The organism is Paracidovorax sp. (assembly GCF_057642795.1).
This window is the reverse complement of record NZ_JBXYZY010000040.1, coordinates 16,066-37,942: the sequence shown is the minus strand read 5'-3', so window position 1 is coordinate 37,942 and position 21,877 is coordinate 16,066. Positions and strand designations below refer to the sequence as shown.

The 21,877-nt window shown below is 68.5% G+C and carries 19 protein-coding genes and 1 riboswitch; of the genes, 10 read left to right on the top strand and 9 right to left on the bottom strand.

All coding sequences use genetic code 11. The features are described 5' to 3' along the window. Positions 1–3 precede the first annotated feature (3 nt). The 6 genes from ftsZ (at position 4) to AC3A84_RS16320 (ending at position 7,268) form a co-directional block, all read left to right on the top strand. Complete coding sequence (ftsZ, locus tag AC3A84_RS16345) at positions 4–1,236, top strand: cell division protein FtsZ (protein ID WP_092940626.1); 1,233 nt, start codon at positions 4–6, stop codon at positions 1,234–1,236. Between the two features lie 169 nt (positions 1,237–1,405). Beyond that, complete coding sequence (gene lpxC / locus AC3A84_RS16340) at positions 1,406–2,329, top strand: UDP-3-O-acyl-N-acetylglucosamine deacetylase (RefSeq protein WP_487971095.1); 924 nt, start codon at positions 1,406–1,408, stop codon at positions 2,327–2,329. A 27-nt stretch (positions 2,330–2,356) separates the two neighbouring features. Then, on the top strand, positions 2,357–2,533 hold the full coding sequence (locus AC3A84_RS16335; protein WP_487971094.1) for a hypothetical protein: 177 nt from the start codon (positions 2,357–2,359) through the stop codon (positions 2,531–2,533). 43 nt (positions 2,534–2,576) lie between these two features. Then, a riboswitch (TPP riboswitch) is annotated at positions 2,577–2,685 on the top strand. A 171-nt stretch (positions 2,686–2,856) separates the two neighbouring features. Then, positions 2,857–4,701, top strand: a complete 1,845-nt coding sequence (gene thiC / locus AC3A84_RS16330) for a phosphomethylpyrimidine synthase ThiC (protein WP_487971093.1) — start codon at positions 2,857–2,859, stop codon at positions 4,699–4,701. A gap of 200 nt (positions 4,702–4,901) precedes the next feature. Continuing rightward, on the top strand, positions 4,902–6,524 hold the full coding sequence (locus AC3A84_RS16325; RefSeq protein ID WP_487971092.1) for a methyl-accepting chemotaxis protein: 1,623 nt from the start codon (positions 4,902–4,904) through the stop codon (positions 6,522–6,524). A gap of 237 nt (positions 6,525–6,761) precedes the next feature. Beyond that, positions 6,762–7,268 (top strand): RcnB family protein, encoded by a 507-nt coding sequence (locus tag AC3A84_RS16320; RefSeq protein WP_487971091.1) that lies wholly within the window; start codon positions 6,762–6,764, stop codon positions 7,266–7,268. Between the two features lie 53 nt (positions 7,269–7,321). Here AC3A84_RS16320 and ruvC read toward each other — a convergent pair whose 3' ends face one another. The 3 genes from ruvC to AC3A84_RS16305 are packed head-to-tail and all read right to left on the bottom strand — an operon-like array spanning position 7,322 to position 9,744. After that, positions 7,322–7,873: a crossover junction endodeoxyribonuclease RuvC gene (ruvC, locus tag AC3A84_RS16315; protein ID WP_487971090.1), complete on the bottom strand. Its 552-nt coding sequence runs from the start codon at positions 7,871–7,873 to the stop codon at positions 7,322–7,324. 58 nt (positions 7,874–7,931) lie between these two features. Then, the gene (locus AC3A84_RS16310) at positions 7,932–8,936 is read right to left on the bottom strand and encodes a phosphatidate cytidylyltransferase (protein ID WP_487971089.1); all 1,005 of its coding nucleotides are present in this window, start codon (positions 8,934–8,936) and stop codon (positions 7,932–7,934) included. Positions 8,937–8,949: 13 nt separating this feature from the next. Next, positions 8,950–9,744, bottom strand: a complete 795-nt coding sequence (locus tag AC3A84_RS16305; protein ID WP_487971088.1) for a lysophospholipid acyltransferase family protein — start codon at positions 9,742–9,744, stop codon at positions 8,950–8,952. A 644-nt stretch (positions 9,745–10,388) separates the two neighbouring features. Between AC3A84_RS16305 and AC3A84_RS16300 the strand changes: the two genes are divergently transcribed. Further along, the gene (locus AC3A84_RS16300) at positions 10,389–11,168 is read left to right on the top strand and encodes a helix-turn-helix domain-containing protein (RefSeq protein ID WP_487971087.1); all 780 of its coding nucleotides are present in this window, start codon (positions 10,389–10,391) and stop codon (positions 11,166–11,168) included. Positions 11,169–11,207: 39 nt separating this feature from the next. Here the strand turns inward: AC3A84_RS16300 and mtgA are convergent, their stop codons facing one another. The 4 genes from mtgA to AC3A84_RS16280 are packed head-to-tail and all read right to left on the bottom strand — an operon-like array spanning position 11,208 to position 15,852. Continuing rightward, complete coding sequence (gene mtgA / locus AC3A84_RS16295) at positions 11,208–11,930, bottom strand: monofunctional biosynthetic peptidoglycan transglycosylase (protein ID WP_487971086.1); 723 nt, start codon at positions 11,928–11,930, stop codon at positions 11,208–11,210. 56 nt (positions 11,931–11,986) lie between these two features. Then, positions 11,987–12,853 carry a shikimate dehydrogenase gene (aroE, locus tag AC3A84_RS16290; protein WP_487971085.1) on the bottom strand — a complete coding sequence of 289 codons (867 nt, stop codon included), beginning with the start codon at positions 12,851–12,853 and terminating at the stop codon, positions 11,987–11,989. 13 nt (positions 12,854–12,866) lie between these two features. Continuing rightward, entirely contained in the window at positions 12,867–13,751 is an 885-nt protein-coding gene (locus AC3A84_RS16285) for an energy transducer TonB (RefSeq protein ID WP_487971084.1), read from the bottom strand. 31 nt (positions 13,752–13,782) lie between these two features. Then, positions 13,783–15,852, bottom strand: coding sequence for a ribonuclease catalytic domain-containing protein (locus AC3A84_RS16280; RefSeq protein ID WP_487971083.1), 2,070 nt, complete (start codon positions 15,850–15,852; stop codon positions 13,783–13,785). Positions 15,853–15,969: 117 nt separating this feature from the next. Here AC3A84_RS16280 and AC3A84_RS16275 point away from each other — a divergent pair, with 117 nt between their 5' ends. Then, positions 15,970–17,538 carry a PglL family O-oligosaccharyltransferase gene (locus tag AC3A84_RS16275; RefSeq protein WP_487971082.1) on the top strand — a complete coding sequence of 523 codons (1,569 nt, stop codon included), beginning with the start codon at positions 15,970–15,972 and terminating at the stop codon, positions 17,536–17,538. On the opposite strand, the gene AC3A84_RS16270 is transcribed toward AC3A84_RS16275, so the two are convergent. Both AC3A84_RS16270 and AC3A84_RS16265 read right to left on the bottom strand, forming a co-directional pair. Then, entirely contained in the window at positions 17,531–19,036 is a 1,506-nt protein-coding gene (locus AC3A84_RS16270) for a sensor histidine kinase (protein ID WP_487971081.1), read from the bottom strand. The genes AC3A84_RS16275 and AC3A84_RS16270 overlap by 8 nt on opposite strands. Then, positions 19,020–19,754: a response regulator transcription factor gene (locus tag AC3A84_RS16265; RefSeq protein ID WP_487971080.1), complete on the bottom strand. Its 735-nt coding sequence runs from the start codon at positions 19,752–19,754 to the stop codon at positions 19,020–19,022. The genes AC3A84_RS16270 and AC3A84_RS16265 overlap by 17 nt, the downstream gene beginning before the upstream one ends. A gap of 153 nt (positions 19,755–19,907) precedes the next feature. On the opposite strand from AC3A84_RS16265, the gene AC3A84_RS16260 reads away from it, so the two are divergent. After that, a complete protein-coding gene (locus AC3A84_RS16260) occupies positions 19,908–20,330 on the top strand; it encodes a tripartite tricarboxylate transporter TctB family protein (protein WP_487971079.1) in 423 nt (140 codons plus the stop codon). 1 nt (position 20,331) lies between these two features. Continuing rightward, positions 20,332–21,870, top strand: a complete 1,539-nt coding sequence (locus AC3A84_RS16255) for a tripartite tricarboxylate transporter permease (protein WP_487971078.1) — start codon at positions 20,332–20,334, stop codon at positions 21,868–21,870. Positions 21,871–21,877: the final 7 nt, after the last annotated feature.

Here is a 21,877-nt window from a genome sequence, read left to right as displayed (position 1 = left end):
CACATGTCCATCGAAATGATCGAAGCCGAAGAGTTCAACCAAGGCACGCAGATCAAGGTGATCGGCGTCGGCGGCGGCGGCGGCAACGCCGTGGAACACATGATCTCGCGCAACGTGCAGGGCGTGGAGTTCGTGTGCGCCAACACCGACGCGCAGGCGCTCACCCGCAGCTCTGCCCACCGCATCATCCAGCTGGGCCACAGCGGCCTGGGCGCCGGCAGCAAGCCCGAGAAGGCGCGTGAAGCCGCCGAAGGCGCGCAGGAAGACATCCGCCAGGCCATTGCCGGCGCGCACATGCTGTTCATCACCGCCGGCATGGGCGGCGGCACGGGCACGGGCGCCGCGCCCGTCATCGCCCGTGTGGCCAAGGAAATGGGCATCCTCACCGTTGGTGTGGTCACCAAGCCCTTCGACTGGGAAGGCGGCCGCCGCATGAAGAACGCGGACGATGGCCTGACCGAGCTCGAAGCCAACGTCGATTCGCTGATCGTCGTGCTCAACGAGAAGCTGCTCGAAGTGCTGGGCGACGACATCAGCCAGGACGAAGCCTTCGCCCATGCCAACGACGTGCTCAAGAACGCCGTGGGCGGCATCGCCGAAATCATCAATGAATACGGCCACGTGAACGTCGACTTCGAAGACGTGCGCACCGTGATGGGCGAACCCGGCAAGGCCATGATGGGCACCGCCACGGCCAGCGGCCCGGATCGCGCCCGCATCGCCGCCGAGCAGGCCGTGGCCTGCCCGCTGCTCGAAGGCATCGACCTCTCGGGCGCCAAGGGCGTGCTGGTGCTGGTCACTGCCGCCAAGGGCAGCCTCAAGCTGTCCGAATCGCGCCTGGCGATGAGCACCATCAACGCCTACGCCTCTCCCGACGCGCACGTCATCTACGGCGCCGCGTATGACGACAGCCTGGGCGACGAGATCCGCGTGACCGTGGTGGCTACGGGCCTGTCGCGCGCCAACGCCCGCCGCCAGCCCATCTCGGTGGTGCAGGGCGGCCTGCGCACCGGCACCGACAACATCGCCTACCAGATGCCGGTGGCCGGCGCTGCCGTGGGCATGGCCGGTGGTCTGGTGGGTGGCGCAGCGCCCCAGGCCGACTACGGCAACATGTCCGTGCCCAGCGTGTGGCGCACCAACCGCACCCAGGCCGCAGCCCGCGTGGACGCGCTGTCTTCGGGCGGCATGGACGATCTGGAAATCCCCGCCTTCCTGCGCAAGCAGGCTGACTGATCGGGCCGCGGCCGTCCTGGCCGCGCCCCCTCATCCGCGAAGCCGCCGCTCCCCCCACGGGGCGGCGGTTTTTTCTTTGGCGTGTGTCCCGTCGGTGAAAACCGAAACCTATCGTTGGCATAGGCAGTGCCTCGCACTGCCGCGGTGCGGTGCCGCCTAAAATCAGAGGATGCTCCAGCAACGCACGATCAAGACCCTCACCCGCGCCGTTGGCGTGGGCCTGCACAGTGGACAGCGGGTCGAACTGACGCTGCGGCCGGCGCAGCCCGATACGGGCATCGTCTTCCGGCGGGTGGATCTGCCCGAGCCGGTGGACATTCCCATCACCGCCGAAGCCGTGGTGGACACGCGCATGGCCTCCACCATCGGCGTGGGCGGCGCCAAGGTGCATACGGTGGAACACTTGATGTCGGCCTGCGCGGGGCTGGGGCTGGATAACCTCTATATCGACATCACCGCCGAAGAGGTGCCCATCCTCGATGGCTCGTCGGCTTCGTTCGTTTTCCTACTGCAAAGCGCGGGCGTGGAGCTGCAGAACGCGCCCAAGCGATTCATCCGCGTGAAGCGACCTGTCGAGGTGCGCCAGGGCGAAGGCGCCAACCTCAAGTGGGCGCGGCTCGATCCGTACCACGGCTTCAAGCTGCGCTTCGAGATCGACTTTTCCCACCCGGCGGTGGATTCCACGGGCCAGAGCGTGGAGTTCGACCTGGGCCTGGGCAGCTACACGCGCGACATCGCCCGGGCCCGCACCTTCGGCTTCACCAAGGATGTGGAGATGATGCGCGCCAGCGGTCTGGCCCTGGGCGGGGGACTCGACAACGCCATCGTCATGGATGACTACAAGGTGCTCAATGCCGACGGCCTGCGCTATGACGATGAGTTTGTGAAGCACAAGATCCTCGACGCCATCGGCGACCTCTATATCGTCGGCCGCCCGCTCTTGGCGGCCTACAGCGCCTTCCGCTCGGGCCATGCGATGAACAACCTGCTGCTGCGCGAGCTCCTGGCGCATGAAGACGCCTGGGAGATCGCCACGTTCGAGGACGAACGCCAGGCGCCCACCGGCTTCGCGCAGCCGGTGCGGGCCTGGTAGCGGCAGCGAGGCAGGCAGGCAGGCACCATGCTGCTCTTTCGCTGGGCCGTGTCATTGCTGCTGCTTCTGGCGGCCGTGTCGTTCATGTTCTACGTGGGTACCGGCCAGGTGCGTTATTGGCGCTTCGGATGGGTGATCGTCAAGTGGACGGTGATCGCGGCGCTGTTTTTCTTTGCGGTGCTGTTCGTCCAGCGCATTCTCTGAAGCGGGCCGTGCTTCGCGTGATGGCCTGCAGCAGCCTATACTCGCGCCTGCTCCGGGGTGCACGTAGGGCGTGCTGAGATGGCGGACTTGACCGCCGGAACCGCGAACTTGATCTGGTTAGTACCAGCGTAAGAAGAGCTGCAGCCGGGATTTCCGCACCTGCAAGCGAATGCCTCTGCCGGCATTTGCCTGGCCGCCACGCGCCTTCGCCCCGTTCCCGGGGCAGACGGCCGCACGGCGGGCGCCTCCGCAAGGGGGCTGGGAGCGGCCACACCTGGCCTCATGCGGAGCACATTTCCACCTCACCGAGGAGATTGCCCGCCATGAATGCCCCCGACAAGTTCGCCCAGTTGCTCTCGCTGACACGCGAGCCCTTTCCCGCCTCCACCAAGCGCTACATCACGGGCAGCCGCCCGGACCTGCGTGTGCCCGTGCGCGACATCGCGCTCACCAACGCCGAGCAGGTCAGCGTCTATGACACCTCCGGCCCCTACACCGACCCGGCCGCGGTGATCGACGTGCGCCGGGGGCTGCCCAGCGTGCGCGGCGGCTGGATCGAGGGCCGCGGCGATACCGAGCGCTACGAGGGCCGTCCGCAGCAGGCGCTGGACGATGGCAGCAAGTCCGAAGATGCCGCCCGCCTGGCCGTGCTGCGTGCCGAGGCCGCCGCCCTGCAGCGCACGCCGCTGCGCGCCAGAAGCGGCGCCAACGTGACGCAGATGCATTACGCCAAGAAGGGCATCGTCACGCCCGAGATGGAATACGTGGCCCTGCGCGAAAACGGCCGGCGCGAGTGGATGGCGCAGTACCAAAACGACGCGGCCCGTGAGCAGCGCCTGGCCGGCAACCCGATGGGGGCGAGCATTCCGAAGATCATCACGCCCGAATTCGTGCGTGATGAGGTGGCGCGAGGCCGGGCCATCATCCCGGCCAACATCAACCACCCCGAAGTCGAGCCCATGGCCATCGGGCGCAATTTCAAAGTCAAGATCAACGCCAACATCGGCAACTCGGCCGTCACCTCCAGCATCGAGGAAGAGGTCGAGAAGCTGGTCTGGGCCATCCGCTGGGGTGCCGACAACGTGATGGACCTGTCCACGGGCAAGAACATCCACACCACGCGCGACTGGATCGTGCGCAACAGCCCCGTGCCCATCGGCACCGTGCCCATCTACCAGGCGCTGGAGAAGGTGGGCGGCATCGCAGAGGACCTGACCTGGGAGATCTTCCGCGACACGCTGATCGAGCAGGCGGAGCAGGGCGTGGACTACTTCACCATCCATGCCGGCGTGCGCCTGGCCTTCATTCACCTCACCGCCCAGCGGCGCACGGGCATCGTCTCGCGCGGCGGCTCCATCATGGCCAAGTGGTGCATGGCGCACCATCGTGAGAGCTTCCTGTACGAGCACTTCGAGGACATCTGCGACATCATGAAGGCGTATGACGTGTCCTTCAGCCTGGGCGACGGCCTGCGGCCAGGCTGCGCGAGCGACGCCAACGACGAAGCGCAGTTTGCCGAGCTGCGCACGCTGGGTGAACTCACGCAGATCGCCTGGAAGCACGACGTGCAGACCATGATCGAAGGCCCCGGCCACGTGCCCATGCACATGATCCAGGCCAACATGACCGAGCAGCTCAAGACCTGCCACGAGGCACCGTTCTACACGCTGGGGCCGCTGACCATCGACATCGCCCCGGGCTACGACCACATCGCGTCGGCCATCGGCGCGGCCATGATCGGCTGGATGGGCACTGCCATGCTCTGCTACGTGACGCCCAAGGAGCACCTGGGCCTGCCGGACCGCGATGACGTGAAGCAGGGGATCATCGCGTACAAGATCGCGGCCCATGCGGCCGACGTGGCCAAGGGCCATCCAGGTGCCCGCGCGCGCGACGATGCGCTTTCCCAGGCGCGTTTCGACTTCCGCTGGCAGGACCAGTTCAACCTGGGGCTGGACCCGGAAACCGCGCAGCAGTACCACGACGAGACCCTGCCGAAGGACTCGGCCAAGGTGGCGCACTTCTGCTCGATGTGCGGCCCGAAGTTCTGCTCGATGAAGATCACGCAGGAGGTGCGCGAATTCGCAGCGCAGGGCATGCAGGAGAAGGCCGAGGAGTTCCGCGGCACGGGCGGACAGCTCTACGTGCCGATCCAGCCGGCTGGATAATGTCCGCGACGCGGCCATGCATGTGAATATGCGTGTGCCGCATCCGGCGAGGCACCGCAGCATCCGGGGCAACCCTCTGCGGTGCTGCGCCGAATTCGCATACCTTGGCGCCCTGCCCGCCGGCCACGAGTCGGTGGACCCCGCCTGCGCCGTGGCTCGCTTATTGCGTGTGCACGGACATTGATTTTCAGAGGAGCGCCATGAACGCCTTGGGTCGCCTGTCCATCCGTGCCCGTCTTTACTTCGGCACGGTCTTTTCGTTGCTGCTGCTGATCGTCATCGGCGCCATGGGCTATGCCGCATTGCACCGGACGCAGGACACCTTGCAGGAACTCTTCTCCCATCGGGTGCAGACCCTCACCGATATGGCCGAGCTGCGCACCAGCTTGGGTGAGCTGCGCCGGGCCGAGAAGGACATCATCATCAACTTCAACAACTCGGTCGAGGTGTCCGCGCTGCGTGCCGGCTGGTCCAAGACGCTGGCCGGCCTGCGCAAGAGCCTGGCCGAGGTGCGGCAGGCCCAGGCAGGCGATGCCGATTTCACGCAGGCCATCGACCGTTCGCTGGCCGAGATCAAGCAGTACGAAGAGGGCATTTCGCCCGTCTTCGAGCAGATCGAGCGCGCCCAGATCGACGGCGCTGCGGGCGGCGCCTACGCCGATCGGCTCAAGAGCCACATGGATGCGACCGACCGCCTCTTCGCCAGCCTCGCTGCCACCGCCCGCCAGCGCATGGACGAAGCTCGCGGCGGCATGGAAAGCCGCACCGCCACCATGGCCACGCTGATCGGCGCCGGCCTGCTGCTGGGCCTGGCGGTGCTGATACCGCTCACCTTCTTCAGCGTACGCTCCATCACGCGCTCGCTGGGCCAGGCGCGCGAGCTGGCCGAACGCATCGCCAGCGGCGACCTCTCGCAGCCCGTGCAGGCGGTGCAGCAGGACGAAGTCGGCCAACTGGTCACGGCCATGGGTGTCATGCAGCAATCGCTGCGCGGGCTCGTGGCGCAGCTGCAGCAGGCTGCTTCCAGTATCTCTACCGCCAGTACCGAGATCGCCAGCGGCAATCACGACCTGAGCCAGCGCACCGAACAGACGGCCGCCAACCTGCAAGAAGCAGCATCGTCCATGGAACTGCTGACCAGTACGGTGCAGCAAAGCGCACAGGCATCGCGCCAGGCCAGCCAGTTCGCGGCCTCCGCCGCCCAGGTGGCGGGGCGCGGCGGCGAGGTGGTGGCCCAGGTGGTGGACACCATGGGCGAGATCACCGAGAGCTCCCGCAAGATCGGTGACATCACCGGCGTCATCGACTCGATCGCATTCCAGACCAACATCCTCGCGCTCAATGCCGCCGTGGAAGCCGCGCGGGCGGGTGAGCAGGGCCGCGGCTTCGCCGTGGTGGCCAGCGAGGTGCGCATGCTCGCTCAGCGCTCGGCAGAGGCTGCACGCGAGATCAAGACGCTCATCGCCGCATCGGTCGAGCGGGTGGAGGGCGGTTCGCGCCTGGTGGGCCAGGCTGGCTCCACCATGACCGAGATCGTGGGCAGCGTGCGGCGCGTGCACGACATCATTGCCGAGATCACCGCCGCTTCGTCCGAACAGAGCGAGAACATCGGCCAGATCAGCCAGTCGGTGAGCCAGCTCGACCAGATGACCCAGCAGAACGCCGCATTGGTGGAAGAATCCACGGCCGCCGCTGAATCGCTGCGCGAGCAGGCCCGCAACCTGACGCAGTCGGTGTCCAGGTTCCAACTGGGCGATGGCACGGCCGGCCGGGCGGACGTGCCGCTGCTGGCGTTGCCGACCGGCGGGGCCCTCGCTGCCTGAGCGAGTCGAGGGCACTGGCGCCTCTTGCTATTTTTTTCATAGCGTGAGGCGCTTGATCTGAAACCGCGAGGTGCGTTTCCGGAAGGTGAAGCGCATGGATGGCAGCCATCCCGGGGATGCGGCGCTGGCTGACAGGCAATCCGGTTACGGACGGATAAGCAGGCACTGCTCCATGAAGCCAGAATGCAGCCAGACGCTTCGGCGTCCTCTTCATCGACTGCTTCAAGGAGACTTTGCATGCCCTCGACCTCATCCACGCTTCGCACGCCCCACCGCGTCCTGTACAGCCTGGCTGCCACCTGCACGGCCCTGGCGCTGGGCCTGGGCGGAGCCACGGGCGCTGAGGCCCGGCCCGGCGACGACGACCGACATGGCCCCGGCAATCCCCACCACGGCAAGCCCCACAAGCACGACAAGCACTACAAGCACGACAAGCACGACAAGCACTACAAAAAGGGGCCGCCCCATGATGTCCGCGGCGCGCACGATGAGCGCGGCTGGGGGCCTCCGCCGCATGCGCCTGCCTACGGCGTGCGCCATGGCGCCGGTCCGCACCACGACTGGTACCGCGGCGGCCGCGTGCCGGCCATGTACCGCACGCCGCATTACGTGGTGGCCGACTGGCGCGGCCACCACCTGAAGGCGCCGCCGCGCGGCTACCACTGGGTGCAGTACGGCGGCGACTACCTCCTGGTGGCCATCGCCACGGGCGTCATCGCCCAATTGGTGCTGAGCGGCCGCTGAGCCGTCGCCTGCACGCGGCCTGGCGGGGCTGCAGGGGGTGGCCGGGGTGGGCTTCAGTAGCTCCGGCCGCCCTTGTACATGGCGTGTTGGCGACGGGTGAGCGTGCCTCCGGCCTCGCTCAGCCGCGCCATGGCCGCGCCCGCATGCGCGTGCGTGATGGCGATGCCCAGCGCGTCGGCCGCGTCGGTGCCGGGCAGGCCGGGCAGGCGCAGCAGTCGGCGCACCATTTCCTGCACCTGCGGCTTGGCGGCGCGGCCATGGCCGACCACGGCTTTCTTCATCTGCAAAGCGGTGTACTCCGCAACTGGCAGGTTGCCCGCCACCAGGGCGGTGATACAGGCGCCGCGCGCCTGGCCCAGCAGCAGGGTGGACTGCGGGTTGACGTTGACGAAGATGATTTCGACCGCCGCCATGTCCGGTGAATAGCGCGCAGTGACTTCGGTGATGCCGTCAAACAGCACCTTCAGCCTGCCGGGCAGATCGCCCAGCGCGAGCGCCGTGGTGCTTATGGTGCCGCTGGCTACGTAGCTCAGCATGTGGCCGTCCACGTCGATCACCCCGAAGCCGGTGGTCTGCAGGCCGGGGTCGATTCCCAGGATTCTCATGTGCTACCAATTCAATAGCTGCCGGCGCACGTCAGTCAACCGCCGGCAGCCGACAGGGCTATAAGCCGAAATACCAGCGCGCGGAGTGGAAGAAGACTGGCGCCGCAAAGCACAAGGCGTCCACGCGGTCCAGCAACCCGCCCGCGCCCGTCACCGACTGGCCCTGCATGCCCCAGCTGGTGATGCCGCGGTCGCGCTTGATGGCCTTCATCACCAGGTGGCCCAGGCTGCCCGCCAGGCAAGCCAGCAGCGACATGCCCAGCGCCTGCCCCAGTTTGAAGGGGGTGATGAACGACAGCAGTACGCCGGCGACGCCCCCGGCCGCGATGCCGGCCAGCCAGCTCAGCCACTGGAAACTCTGGCTGACCTGCGGCGCCACCGGCTTGTGCGGAAAGCGCTGCCCCAAAAGGTGCTGTGCGATCACGCCGGCCTGCACCACCACGACGAGGTAGAAGACGAGAAAGGCGCCTCGCCCCTCGTGGCCCGGGAAGTCCAGCAACAGCAGGGCCGGTACGTGGCTCATGCCATAGACGCAGACCATGATGCCCCACTGCAGCTTGGCGTTGCGTTCCAGAAAGCGTTGCGGGTCGTTGGACAACGCGCTCACCGCTGGCAGCGCGAGGAAGACGTAGACCGGGATGAACACGGTGAAGAGGTCGAACTTGCGCAGGCCCACGAGCAGGAACTGCAGCGGCAGCACCACGAAGAAGGCCAGCACCAGGCTGCGATGGTCGCCTCGCCGCGTGGGCGAGAGGGTGATGAATTCGCGCAGCGCGACGAACGCCACCAGGGCGAAGAGCAGCGTCGCCACCGTATCGCCCAGCGCCCAGCCCACCCAGAAGATGGTGGCCATGAACCACGACGTCTTCAGCAAGCTCCAGAAGCGGCGCCACTCCTGCTGGTGGGCCTCGTGGCGGGCCCGCTCGCTAGCGTCGTCCGTGCTATCACCTTCACGCAGGGTCTGGGCGAAGGCGTAGGTCGTCACCAGAGAGAGCAGACCGAACAGCACGACGAAGAGCGCGCCGATTTGCTGCGTGGTGGAGAGGTTGCGCAGGAATTCCATGGCGGGCGTTCGTTCAGATATCGCGCAGCGCGATGACGGCCGCGCGGGCCCGGTCGAGGAAGGGGCGGCGCTCTTCGCCCGGCGCCAGGGCGATGGGCGCGCCGAAGGTCACCGAGCACAGGATGGGTACGGGCACCACTTCGCCCTTGGGCATGACGCGCTGCACGTTGTTGATCCAGGCCGGCACAAGCACCACCTGCGGGAACATGCGCGCCAGCATGTAGAGGCCCGACTTGAAGGGCTGTGGTTCGTCCCCGTGGCCGCGCGTGCCCTCGGGGAAGATCACGATGGAGTCACCGCTTTCCAGCGCCTGCACCAGCGGCGCGAGCGGATCGTCGGGCCGGACGGCGGCGCGCAGCGCCTCGGGCGTGGGTTCGGGGGGCAGGGCGTCGGGCACCGGGTCGGGACCGCCGGCGGTCGCCAGGGCGGCATCGGCCACGGCCGCCGAGAGGGCTGACAGTCCCGCCATCGCGCCGGCCGCGCCATCGGTGGCCGTCGCTGCGGCTGCTGCGGGCTGGGCCGGTGCAGGCTGGCGCGTCACATAGACGGCGTTGAACACGGCCGTGGTGATCCACTGGCGGAACGGCGTCTTGGTCCAGTAATCGCGCGCGGCGATGGGGCGGGTGATGCTGCGCAACTCCTGCGGCAGCGCGGCCCAGATCATCACCAGATCCGCATGGCTCTGGTGGTTGGCGAAGTAAATGCGCTGCTCGGCCTTGGGCGGGCAGCCGTACCAGCGCGCCTGCGCCCCGGTGAGAAAACGCACCAGGGTCAGCAGGAAAAGACTCATCAGCTTGGACAGAAGCATGCGCGGGATGATACGGGCAGCCCTGCGCGCGCCTGGCAAGTCGCGCGGTCACCGCCTCGGTGTCCGGCATCTTTCACCTCATCACGTTACGAGTCGTTTTTTTCCGTGACGCGGAAATGCGGATCAATCTAATGTCAAGTTGAAAACACCCGCCTAGACTGCCCACCGGCCATGGCTTTCAACAGTGCCATGGTCTTCCTTGGGCGGGAGTCTTCCGCCTGCCTGTTCGCTTCCTCCAACCTGCTTGGCTCGCCTGAACCCTTTCCTCATGGGGCTGTCTGCTATTGCATTGCACCGCTGCCTGCTGGCTCGGCTCGCTCGTCACTGCGCATGTGCTCTCTCGCCCGTGGGGCCGGCACGGCGCAAGGCCGCGCTGCGGCCCGGCTCGCAGCCAAGGCCGGGCCGTGCCCCCGTGTTGCGGCCATGTATCGGCGCGCCATGAGCGCCAGCGTATCCCGCCCACTCCTGCGTGCCCCCGCGGGCTCGCTGGCTGCCGCGAAAACAAAAGCTTTCCACCTACACCACAATTTGCACTGGTCGCAAAAACCTTGGTCTGACATGCTCCTGGCTTTCACATCCCCTGACCCACGCAGATGCGATCCGGCTGTCGCCTGTGTCCCGTGGGGCTCCCAGAGGACGCAGCCATGAGCACCGAGGTCCGATCGGTGCAGCGCGCGTTGCTGATCCTGCGCGTGATGAACGAGCGTGCGAGTTGGAGCCTGCAGGAGTTGCACCAGCGCACGGGCCTGGCCAAGTCCACGCTGCACCGTCTCCTGAGCACGCTCGAAGCCGAGAAATACGTGCGTACCGACCCGCACGCCTACGGCCAATACCAGATCACTCCGGTGGTGGGCAATCTGAGCAGCGGCGTGACCGATCAGTCCCGCCTGATCCAGGTGGCGGGGCCGCTGATGATCGCCGCCACGCGCGACATCAAGTGGCCGCTGTCGCTGGGCGTGGTGGACCGCCATCAGATACGCGTGGTGTTCTGCACCATGCCCTACAGCCCCTATGCAATCCGCTCCTCCAGCGTGGGCCAGCGTTATGAGATGCCGGTGTCCGCGCTGGGCCAAGCCTACGTGGCCTTCTGCGAGCCGGCGGAGCGGCGCATCCTGGTCGAATCGGTGAACCGCCGCGAGGACCAGGGCCCGCGCTTTGACGACCTGTGGGCCCTGCGCTCCATGGTGCGCAGGGTGCGCCGTCAGGGCTATGCCATCCAATATGCCCACGACAACTCCGAGAACACCACCTTCGCGGTGCCGGTGTTCAGCGACGGGCAATTGCGCGGTGCGCTGGTGTATTCGACCTTCGCCGGGCAGATGAACGAGCGCATGCTGGAGCGCTTCCTACCGCTGGTGCGCGCCACGGCAGACCGCATCGGCCAGGCCGTGAGCACTCCGCGCGACCGGCTGACCGAGCGGTAAAGGGCGGCGCCATGGCGGTGTGCCCTGGTTGGCGCGCCTTCAGGGCAGCTCCGCGCTGCCCATGCGCCCCAGGATGATGCGCGCGCGCCCTGTGAGGTAGGCGGACTGGGGGGTCTTCTCGAAGCGCTTGGGCTGCGGCAGCATCACCGCCAGCCGGGCCGCCTCGGGTGCGGTCAGGCGGGCCGCGCTTTTCCTGAAATAGTGCTGCGCGGCGGCTTCTGCGCCGAAGACGCCGTCGCCCCATTCCACGCTGTTGAGATAGATCTCCAGGATGCGCCGCTTGGATAGCAGGTGTTCCAGCGCCATCGTGAGCACGAATTCCTGTCCCTTGCGCACCAGCGTGCGTTCGCCCGACAGCAGCAGGTTCTTGGCCAGTTGCTGCGTGATGGTGGAGCCACCCACGATCTTTACCGGCTTGGCCGCGGCCTGAGGGCGCTGGCTGGCGCGCTCTTCGGCGCGGGCGTTCTTTTCCCAGGCCTTCTCCACCGCGTCCCAGTCCACGCCGTCATGGCTGACGAAGCCGTCGTCTTCCGAGGCGATCACCGCGCGCTTGAGCGGTTCGGCGATCTCTTCATAGGGCACCCACTGCTGGCGCCAGAGCAGGGTGTGGCGCGCCGCCAGCTGCTCCCACGCTTCGGAGCGCTGGAAGGCGGTGGATTCGGGGGCCACCACCGCCATCACGGCGATGCGGCCGATGAAGAAAAGCTGCAGCGCCAGTCCCGCAAGCAGGACCAGCCCGAGCCAACGAAACAGGGCTTTCATCACGGTGGAAAACGGAGGCGGAAGTTCGAAGGAACAAGAAGGCAGGAAGGCGTGGCTCAGTGGCCGGCGGCGATGGCGGTGCGCAGCTCGGATAGCACCTGGGCCGAAGGCGGGCGCACGCCGCGCCAGAGTGCGAACGCTTCAGCAGCTTGCTCCACCAGCATGCCCAGGCCGTCGCGCGGCACGGCACCGTGTTGCGCGGCCCAGTCCAGAAAACCCTGGGCGGCGGGGCCGTACATCATGTCGTAGGCCAGGCTGCCCGGGCGCAGAACCTGGGCAGGCACTGGCAAGGCCTCCCCTGCCAGGCTGCTGGCCGTGGCGTTGATGATGAGGTCGAAATCGCCCTGCAGCGCTTGTATTTCCTGGGCAAGAAGCTCTGATTTTTGTAGCAATTCGGGGTGGGAGTGGCGCGCCACCAACTGCTCGGCGCGCGACAGCGTGCGGTTGGTGACGACGATGCGGCGCGGCCCCTCGCGCAGCAGCGGGCCCAGCACACCGGCCGCCGCGCCGCCCGCGCCCACCAGCAGCACGTCGCGCCCGGCCAGCGGCACGCCCGCATTGCGCACGATGTCGGCCACCAGGCCCAGGCCGTCGGTGTTGTCGGCGGTGACGGCGCCGTCGGCCGCGAACACCAGGGTGTTGGCGGCGCCGCCCAGCTGCACGCGCTCGGTGCGCTCGGTGGCGCGCTCGGCCGCCTCGATCTTGAACGGCACGGTGACGTTGCAGCCGCGCCCGCCGCCGGCGGCGAATTCGCGCAGCGCGTCGGCAAAGCCCTCCAGCGGTACCAGCCTTCGGTCGTAGGCGATGCGCTCGCCGGTCAGTTCGGCGAAGCGGGCATGGATCCAGGGCGAGCGGCTGTGGGCGATGGGGTTGCCCATCACGCAGTACGTGTCGGGGCTGGGGGCGGAGTTGGCGGTGGTCATCGAAGCAGGGTTGTCAGGGGGCCGGGTTGGCGGGAGCGCTGCCGTCACGCACGCTGGTCTCCAGCGTCTGCTCGCGCGTGAACTTGAAGCGCGAGACCACGGCCAGCTGGTCGGCCTTGGCGCGCATGGCGGGGCTGAAGGGCTCGAACGGGCCGGACGAGCGCGCGATGGCTTCGGCGCGGCGGTCCAGCAGCGGATTGCCCGAGCTCTGCACGACCTCGGTGCCCAGCACGCGGCCATCGTGGTTCACCGTGATGATCATGGTCAGGGCCCCGTAGAGCTTTCTGCCGCCCTGCTCGGGAAAGTTCTCGGTCCCGCGGTCTTCGACCTTGCGGCGCAGCGCGTCGTAATAGACGGCATAGACCGCCTCGCGGGTGGCCGGGCTGATGTAGCGCTTCTTGGGGCGCGCGTTCTCTTCGTTGACGCGCTTTTCGATCTCGGCCAGCAGCTGCACCAGCTGGCGGCGTTTGTCCTCCTCGGCCTGCGAGTCGGTGCGGTCGCTGGGCGGGCTCAGGTCGGGCGGGGGCAGGGTGGCGAGCTGCTGGCGCAGCTGGGCCAGCAGCTGGTTCTGCTGTGCCTGCATGGCGTCCATCTTGCGCTGCGCGTCCTCGAAGTCATCGCCCGTGGCAGTGAGCGCCGAATAGGGCATCGGGCTGGTGGCGCGGCCCTGGGCTGCCTCGCCGCCGCCAGCCAGCGAGGACTGGGCGATGGCTTGCGCCTTGTCCGGGCGCTCGGTGGATTTCGCGTTGACCAGGATCACTTCCAGGGGGGTGTCCTGGAACACGCGGTCGAAACGGTCCGGGTCGATGAAGCGCACCGATAGCAGCGCGGCGTGCACCGCCAGCGACACGCCCAGCGCGATCTGCAGCGTGCTGAAACGGGCGAGGAAGGCGGGCATGGCGGGCGAGTGCTGTGGACTCGTGGAGTCTTCAGTGGCCGGCAGCGGCCGGTGCAGGCGCTTCGGCCTCGTTGACGTCCACCGCGATGGCGATGGGGCCGGCCGTGGCTTCCTCGTCGTCCTCGCCCTCGGCATCGGGGGCGGCTTCCTGCGCCGCATCGTCCAGGCGGGCCAGCAGGGTGCCGTTCACGTCCAGGGTGATGTCGTCGATCTCGCCGAGCTTGACACGCACGCGCGCCCCGCGCGGCAGGCCCTGAGCGCCCAGCACCGGCAGCACCAGCGGCAGGGAGTCGGCCCGCACCAGGAAGCTGCCGCCGGGGCCTTCCTTGAGCACGGTGGCGTCCAGCTCGGTGATGGCGTTCTGGCGCAGGTACTGCAGCGTCCAGAAGCGCTCCATGCCGGCCTGGTAGCCGTTGTAGGCGCTGTAGGCCGCATCGAAGCTGCTGATGATGGAAAAGAGGTCGGCGTCCTTGGGCTTGAAAGGGGCGGCCAGCGCGGCCGTCTTGCCGTGGCGCACGCAGGCGATGATCTGCCACTGGTTGACCAGATCGACGTAGCGGCGCAGCGGCGAGGTGGCCCAGGCGTAGCTCTTCACGCCGATGCCCGCATGCGGCAGCGCCTTGGTGCCCATGCGCACCTTCATGCCGGGCGCGAGGCTGGCCTGGCTGCGGTAGATGCCCGGCACGCCATGGTCGGCCAGCAGGCCGCCCCAGGTGCTGTTGGCGACGATGGCGGCCTCTGCCACGATCAGATCCAGCGGCGCGCCGCGGCGGCGGGTGCTGATGCTGACCGTTTCGCTGCCCGTGGGCTCGGCCCCGGCGTTGCCGGCCAGGCGGAAGTTGTAGTCCGGCCGGTTGAAGGTCTCGGGCTTGCCGCGCACCACTTCGCGCTGGGCCTTGAGCTTTTGCGCAAGGCGATAGAGGAAGGAGAGCTGCTCGCGCCGCTCCAGCAGGGCCTGGGGCGTGTTCTCGACCTCGATCGACGGGTCGGCCAGCCAGGCTTCGGTCACGATGTGGTCGAGCTGGTCATGGCGCAGGTTCACGGCCACCGGCACGCGTTCGAGCTTGGTCTCGGTGCCGGAGATCTCCAGTGTGGCCTCGTCGATGGTCACGTAGAGCGACACGGCCGGGTTGGCGCGGCCTTCGTCGAGCGTGTAGATCTGCACCACCTCGTCGGGCAGCATGGTGATCTTGTAGCCCGGCATATAGACCGTGGAAAGCCGGTTGCGCCCCAACTGGTCGATGGCGGAGCCCGGCGTGATGGCCAGGCCCGGCGCGGCGATGTGGATGCCCAGCGTGACGGTGCCGGTGCCCAGGCCCTGCACGGAGAGCGCATCGTCGATCTCGGTGGTCTGCGAATCGTCGATCGAATAGGCCTGCACGGGCGCGAGCGGCAGGTCGGCCGGCGGCTGCGGCGCGGTGACGGGCGCGAAGCCCGTGCCCTTGGGGAAGTTGTCGAACAGGAAGCGCTTCCAGTGGAACTGGTAGGGCGAGTCGATGGCGCCGGCCTGCGTCAGCAGATCGAGCGGCGCCTTGTGCGTGGCGCGGCTGGCCTCGACCACGGCCTTGTATTCGGGCGCGTTCTTGTCGGGCTTGAAGAGGATCTTGTAGAGCTGCTCGCGGATGGGCTGCGGGCATTCGCCCCGGCCCAGCTCTTCGGCCCAGGCCACGATCTGCTCCTGGATCAGGCGCTTCTTCTCGATGGCGGCCAGCGCCTGCTGCAGGATCTCGGCCGGCGCCTTCTTGAAGCGGCCCTTGCCCGCGCGGCGGAAATAGTGTGGCGCCTCGTAGAGCGCGAAGAGCGCGCCGGCCTGCTCGGCCAGCGTGGCGTTGGCGGAAAAGTAGTCGCGCGCCAGGTCGGCGAAGCCGAATTCGTCTTCGGGGGCGAATTCCCAGGCCAGCGGCAACTCGATGGTGGCGGCGACGGCCTGCCCCTCGCGCAGCAGCTCGGCCGGGGCGGGCTTCTCGAACTTCAGCAGGATGTGGGCGGCCTTGACCTTCACCCGCTTGCCGGAGTCGAGTTCGACCTGGGCGGAGCTTTCGGCCTCGGAAAGGATGCGGCCGGCCATGAACTTGCCGGCTTCTTCGAACAATGCGTGCATGGGCCGGATTGTCCCATGCGCTGCGGCATCCGCCGGCCGCGGCCCCGCACCGGCCTATGATCGCCGGTTGCCTGCGCCTCGCCCGGGCCCAGCCCTTTCCACCGCTTGCTTTCTCCCATGGCCTCTTCCCGCGCGAATCCCCCTGCCATCGCATGGCTCGCCGCCGCGGCGGTGGCGCTGCCCTTCCTCTTCGCGTGGACGCAGCCGCCCCTGTCCAACTTCTGGCCTCTCATGGCCGCTGCCGGCTGCGCCGGCCTGCTGGCTTCCCTGGCCTGGCTGCGCTGCAAGCCCGAAGGCGGCCCCGCCGTCACGCGCAGCCAGCTGGCCGCCATCCTGGGCGCCGGGCTGGTGCTGGCCGGCGTGCTGGGCTCGGTCGTGGACCTCGTGCAGTATTTCTACGGCGATCCGGGCTGGTCGCCCTGGGTGTTCCCGGCCAGCATGGGGCAGGCGCTGGGCAATCTGCGCCAACGCAACCAGCAGTCCACGCTGATGGGCCTGGGTGCCTGGGCGGCGCTCTGGTGGTACGTGCGCCTGCCGCAGGGCGACTGGCGCCGGGGCGCGTTGCAGGGCGCCGTGGTGCTGATGGCTGTCTCGGCCGTGGCCACCGTGTCGCGCACCGGCGCACTGCACTGGCTGGCGATCGCCGTGCTCGTGCTGCTTTGGCGACGCAAGGGCACCGGCGGCATGTGGAGTGCGCTGGTGCCCGGCCTGCTGGCCTATGGCGCCGCCAGTGTCGTGCTGCCCTGGCTGCTGGAGTGGCGCACCGGCGTGCAGCCTGAAAACGTCTTCGGCCGGTTCACTGGTGAGATCCCGCTGTGCATCAGCCGCCGCACGCTCTGGGCCAACGTGGCCCAGCTCATCGCGCAGCACCCCTGGTCGGGCTGGGGATGGGGCGAGCTGAATTACGCCCACTTCGTCACTCTGTTCTCCGGCGAGCGCTTCTGCGATCTGGTGGACAACGCCCACAACCTGCCGCTGCACCTGGCCTTCACGCTGGGCGTGCCCTTCGCCCTGCTGGCCTGCGTGCTGGCGCTGGTCTGCGTCTGGCGCGGCCGGCCCTGGGCCGAAGCGCAGCCCGAGCGCCAGCTGGCCTGGGGCGTGCTGGCGCTGATCGGCCTGCACAGCATGCTCGAATTCCCGCTCTGGTATGGCCCCTTCCAGCTGACCGCGGCGCTGGCCGTGCTGCTGCTGTGCCCCTGGCCTGCTGCGCTCTCGCGTCCTGGCGTGCGGCGCTGGCTGCGCTTCTGGGGGGCGCTGGCCTGGCTGGCGGCGCTCGCGTTCTGCGGCTGGCTGATCGCCGACTACGTGCGCGTCGCGCAGCTCTACCGGCCGGTGCCGCAGCGGCTGGCAATGTTTGAGGGCGACACGCCCATGGCCGTTGCCCGAGAGACCACCTTCTTTCGTGACGGGGCCGAATTCGCCGCCGTCACGACCACGCCCGTCACCGAGAGCAATGCCCCGCAGATCTACCCGATGGCACGGCGCCTGCTGCACTATTCACCCGAGCCCCGCGTGATCGAGCCGCTGATTGCCAGTGCCCGGCTGCTGGACCTGCCGCAGGAGACGGCCTTCTACACCGAGCGCTACCGCGTGGCCTTCCCGGAGGAGTTCGCGCGATGGCAGAAGCTGCAGCCGCCCGGCCGGCAGGACGCCGCCGCCCCGCGGTCCAGCGCTTCCGTCAACTGACGGTATCAGCCAGCGGCAGCCACACGCTGGCGACCGCGCCCACATCGCCGGTCCCTGCTGCGAGGGCGAAGCGCCCGCCCATCGCAGCGGCATGGCGTTCGACGATGGCCAGCCCGAGGCCCGCGCCCAGGCCCAATTGCTGGCCCGCCGCGCCCTGCGTCCAGCGCTGGTGTGCGGGTCCGGCCACCCGTGCGGCATCCAGGCCGGGGCCGTTGTCGGCCACGCGCAGCACGGCGAAGCCGCCTTCGCGCGCCAGCGAGAGCGTGATCTGTGGCGCAGGGCCGTCCCCCGCCGCAGCCCTCACGCCGTACCGCAGCGCGTTGTCCAGCAGGTTGCTGACGATGCCTTCGATCAGGCCGGCATCGCCGCGCACCAGCAGGGGCTGGTCCAGCCCCTCGGCGCCCAGGTCCACGCCGCGCTCGTCGGCGCGCGGCAGAAAGCGCAGCAGCAGGCTGCGCGCCAGCGCATCGAGCGCCACGGTCTGCAGGGGCAGCGGCAGGCCGCCTTCGGTGACCCGCGCCAGCGCCAGCAGCTGATCGACGGTGCGGCTGGCGCGCTGCTCGGCCCGGCCAATGCCCTGCAGCTCGCTGCGCCAGACGGCCGGGTCATCCTGCGCCAGTGCGTGCTCCACCTGGGCGCGGATGCCCGCGAGCGGCGTGCGCAGCTCGTGCGCCACGGTGCCGGCGAACTCGCGCTGGTCCTGCAGGCCTTGGCGCAGCCGGCCCAGCAGGTGGTCCACTGCGTCACCCAGGCGTTGCACGTCGCTGGTGGTGGCATCGCGCGTGAGGGCCGGCGGCAGGGGCTGCAGGTCGGCCGCGTCGCGGTGCTCCACGGCGTCCTGCAGCTCGCCCAGAGGTTTGAGGTCGCGCTCGATGTCGCGCAGCAGCCAGGAGCCCAGGGCTACCAGCAGCCAGAGCTGCACGAGACCCGAATACAGCAGCAGACGGCGCAGCAGCTGGGTGCGGCCGGAGGTGGTCTGCGCCATCACGACCACGAAGGGCGCGGGGCCGTCGATGCGCAGGCTGACGCGGCGCAGATCATGGTCGCCATCCGTGACGCTGGCGAATACGTGGCCGTGGCCGGGCGGCGGCAGGGCGAAGGGCATGTGCCGGTCGCCGGCCACGAATCGGCCGTCCCCGCTGAACACGGCAAACCAGACGGTTTCTCGCGGGTCGAAGCGCAGCATGCCGACCTCGCGGGGCGTCAGGTCCAGGCGCAGGGCGGCCGCGGCGCCGTCCTCGGTGCCCCCACTCCCGCGCACGTGGGCGGCCAGCGCGTGGGCGTCGTCGAGCAGCGCCCGGTCGAAGGCTTCCGCCACGAAATGGTTGCCCATGCTCAGCACCACCGCGCTGCCTAGTGCCCAGGTCAGCACCAGTGACAGCAGCGCGTGCCGCCCGATGCGCTGGCGCAGCGCGGGGCGCGCGCCCTTGCTGTGGCGTGTCCGGTTCGCGACCGGGGTCGCTGGGGTGCCGGCGGCGGTGTCAGGCGCCTGAAGCATGGTATGCGCCGCCAGGCGCCGGCTGGGAGTCCTTTTCCTCTTCCAGCACGTAGCCCAGGCCGCGCAGCGTGCGGATGGCCGCGCCGCTGCCGGCCAGCTTGCGGCGCAGGCGCGAGACGAAGGATTCGAGCGCGTTGTCGCCCAGCGCCTCGCCGCTGTCCGAGAGGCGCTGGCAGAGATCGCTCTTGCTCAGCACGCGGCCTGGCGGGGTCATCAGTTCCCAGAGCAGCTCGAACTCGCGGGCGGGCAGGTCGATGGTGTGGCCCTCCACGCTGCAGCGGCGCGCCACGCGGTCCAGCGCCAGGCGGCCGACGGACACCAGATCGGCCGTTCCGCTGGCGCGGCGCACCAGGGCGCGCAGCCGGGCCTGGACCTCGGTGAGCTCGTAGGGCTTGCCCAGGTAGTCGTCGGCGCCGGCGTCCAGCCCGGCGATGCGCTCTTCGGTGCTGTCGCGTGCGCTCAGGATGAGCACGGGGGTGCGGTCGCCGCGGGCCCGCGCGGCGCGCAGGGCGGTGAGGCCGCTGCCCAGGCCGCTGCGTGCATGGGCGGCATGCGGCAGGTTCAGGTCGAGCAGCACGGCGTCGAAGGGCTGCACCGTCCACCAGTGCAGGGCGTCTTCCACCGTGCTGGCGGATTCCACCCGGTGGCCGGCGCGTTCCAGGCCCTGGGCCATGGTTCGGCTCAGGATGGGGTCATCTTCCACGAGAAGCAGGCGCATGGGAGGGGCGGGTGCGGGGATACGTGGAATTACGCATGTCCCAGGTCAGCCCGCAATCAGGTTGGCTCGCAATAGTGCAACGGCGAGCTTAAGGCACTGCGCCCGATGAGGCACCGGGGCAGGCCGGCTGCGATCCAGAAGGAGACAGACCCCATGAACAACCGCAATGTCGTCCGAGGCATCGTCCTCATGCTGCTGGCGCTGGGCTTCGGCCTGCCGTCGATCCACTACTCGCTGGGCTCGTTCGGCCGAGCGGGGCCTGGCATGTTTCCGTTCCTGGTGAGCTGCATGCTCTTCGTCATCGGGGCGGTCACCGTGGTCCAGGCGCGGCTGGTGGCGCCCGTGCCGCTGGGCTTCCAGCTGCGCAACATCGGGATCATCCTGGGCAGCCTGTGCGGCTTCGCGCTGTTGTCGCATCTGGTCAACATGACGGTGGGCATCGTGTTCCTGGTGTTTGCCTCGGGCTTCGCCGCCAACACCTATTCGGTGTCGCGCAACGTGAAGATCGCGCTGGCGCTGGTGGCCATCGCTTTCGGCTTCCAGCATGTGCTGGGCCTCAACCTGCCGCTGTACTGACATGGAAGTCCTGCACAACCTCTCCTTCGGGTTCAGCCATGCGCTGACCCTGCAGAACCTGCTGTTCTGCGCCATCGGCTGCACGGTGGGCACGCTGGTCGGTCTGCTGCCGGGCCTGGGGCCGCTGGCCACCATCAGCCTGCTGCTGCCGCTGACCTACTCCATACCCACCACCGGCGCGCTCATCATGCTGGCGGGCATCTACTACGGCGCCCAGTACGGCGACAGCGTGAGCGCCATCACGATGAAGATCCCGCACGCCAGCAGCATCGTGGCCTGCATCGACGGCTACGCGATGACGCTCAAGGGCAAGACCGGGCTGGCCCTCTTCACGGCCGGGGTGTCGAGCTTCATCGGCGGCTCGGTCGCCATCGTGGTGCTGGCCTTCCTTGCCCCCAGCCTGGGCGAGGTGGCCTTCCTCTTCGGTCCGACCGACTACTGCGCGCTGATGCTGGTGGGCTTCGTGTGCGTGAGCTTCGTGACCACCGGCAGCCTGCTCAATGGGATGGCGATGTGCATGGTGGGCGTTCTGCTCGGCTGCGTGGGCACCGACGTCAACAGCGGCATCACCCGCTTCACGTTCGACCTGCCCCTGCTGGCTGACGGCGTGGGCATCGTCAGCATCGCGCTGGGCTGCTTCGGTATCGCCGAGATCACCAAGAACCTCGACTCCAAGGAAGAGCGCTCGCCCTTCAACGGCAAGATCAAGCTGCTACCGACCTGGCCCGAGTTCAAGCGCATCATTCCGAGCGCGCTGCGCGGCAGCGCCGTGGGCTCCTTCCTGGGCATCTTGCCCGGCGGCGGGCCGGTGATCGCGCAGTTCGCGGCCTACGCGCTGGACAAGAAGGTCAGCAAATACAAGCACGAGATCGGCACCGGCTGCATCGAGGGCGTGGCTGGCCAGGCCGCCGCCGACGAGGCCGCCGCGCGCACCAGCTTCATCCCGCTGATGAGTATCGGCATCCCCGAGAACGCGGTGATGGCGCTGATGATGGCCGCCTTCATCATCAAGGGCATCCAGCCCGGGCCCGAGATGATCTCCGGCCACCCCGAGCTGTTCTGGGGCCTGGTGGCCAGCATGTGGATTGGCAACTGCTTCCTGCTGGTGCTGAACGTGCCGCTGGTGCGCTACTGGCTGTCGGTGTTCAAGGTGCCCTACAACGTGCTCTTCCCGGCGATCCTGTTCTTCTGCTGCATCGGCACCTACAGCATCAACAACAACCTGGACGACGTGTTCGTCACCTCGGCCTTCGGCGGCCTGGGCTACCTGCTGATGCGCCTGGAGCTGGACGCCTCGCCGCTGATGCTGGGCTTCATCCTCGGGCCCATGCTGGAGGAGAACTTCCGCCGCGCCATGCTGCTGAGCCGGGGCGACTTCCGCATCTTCGTCAGCCGCCCCATCAGCGGCACGCTGCTGGCGTTGATCTCGGCCTTCATCCTGTGGCAAGTGGTGGCCTTCTTCCGTGCCCGCAACCGCGCCCCGGTGGCGGCACCACATGCGGCAGAGGCCGAGGCCGTGACGGCCGTCACGCCGAGCTGATCCCCCG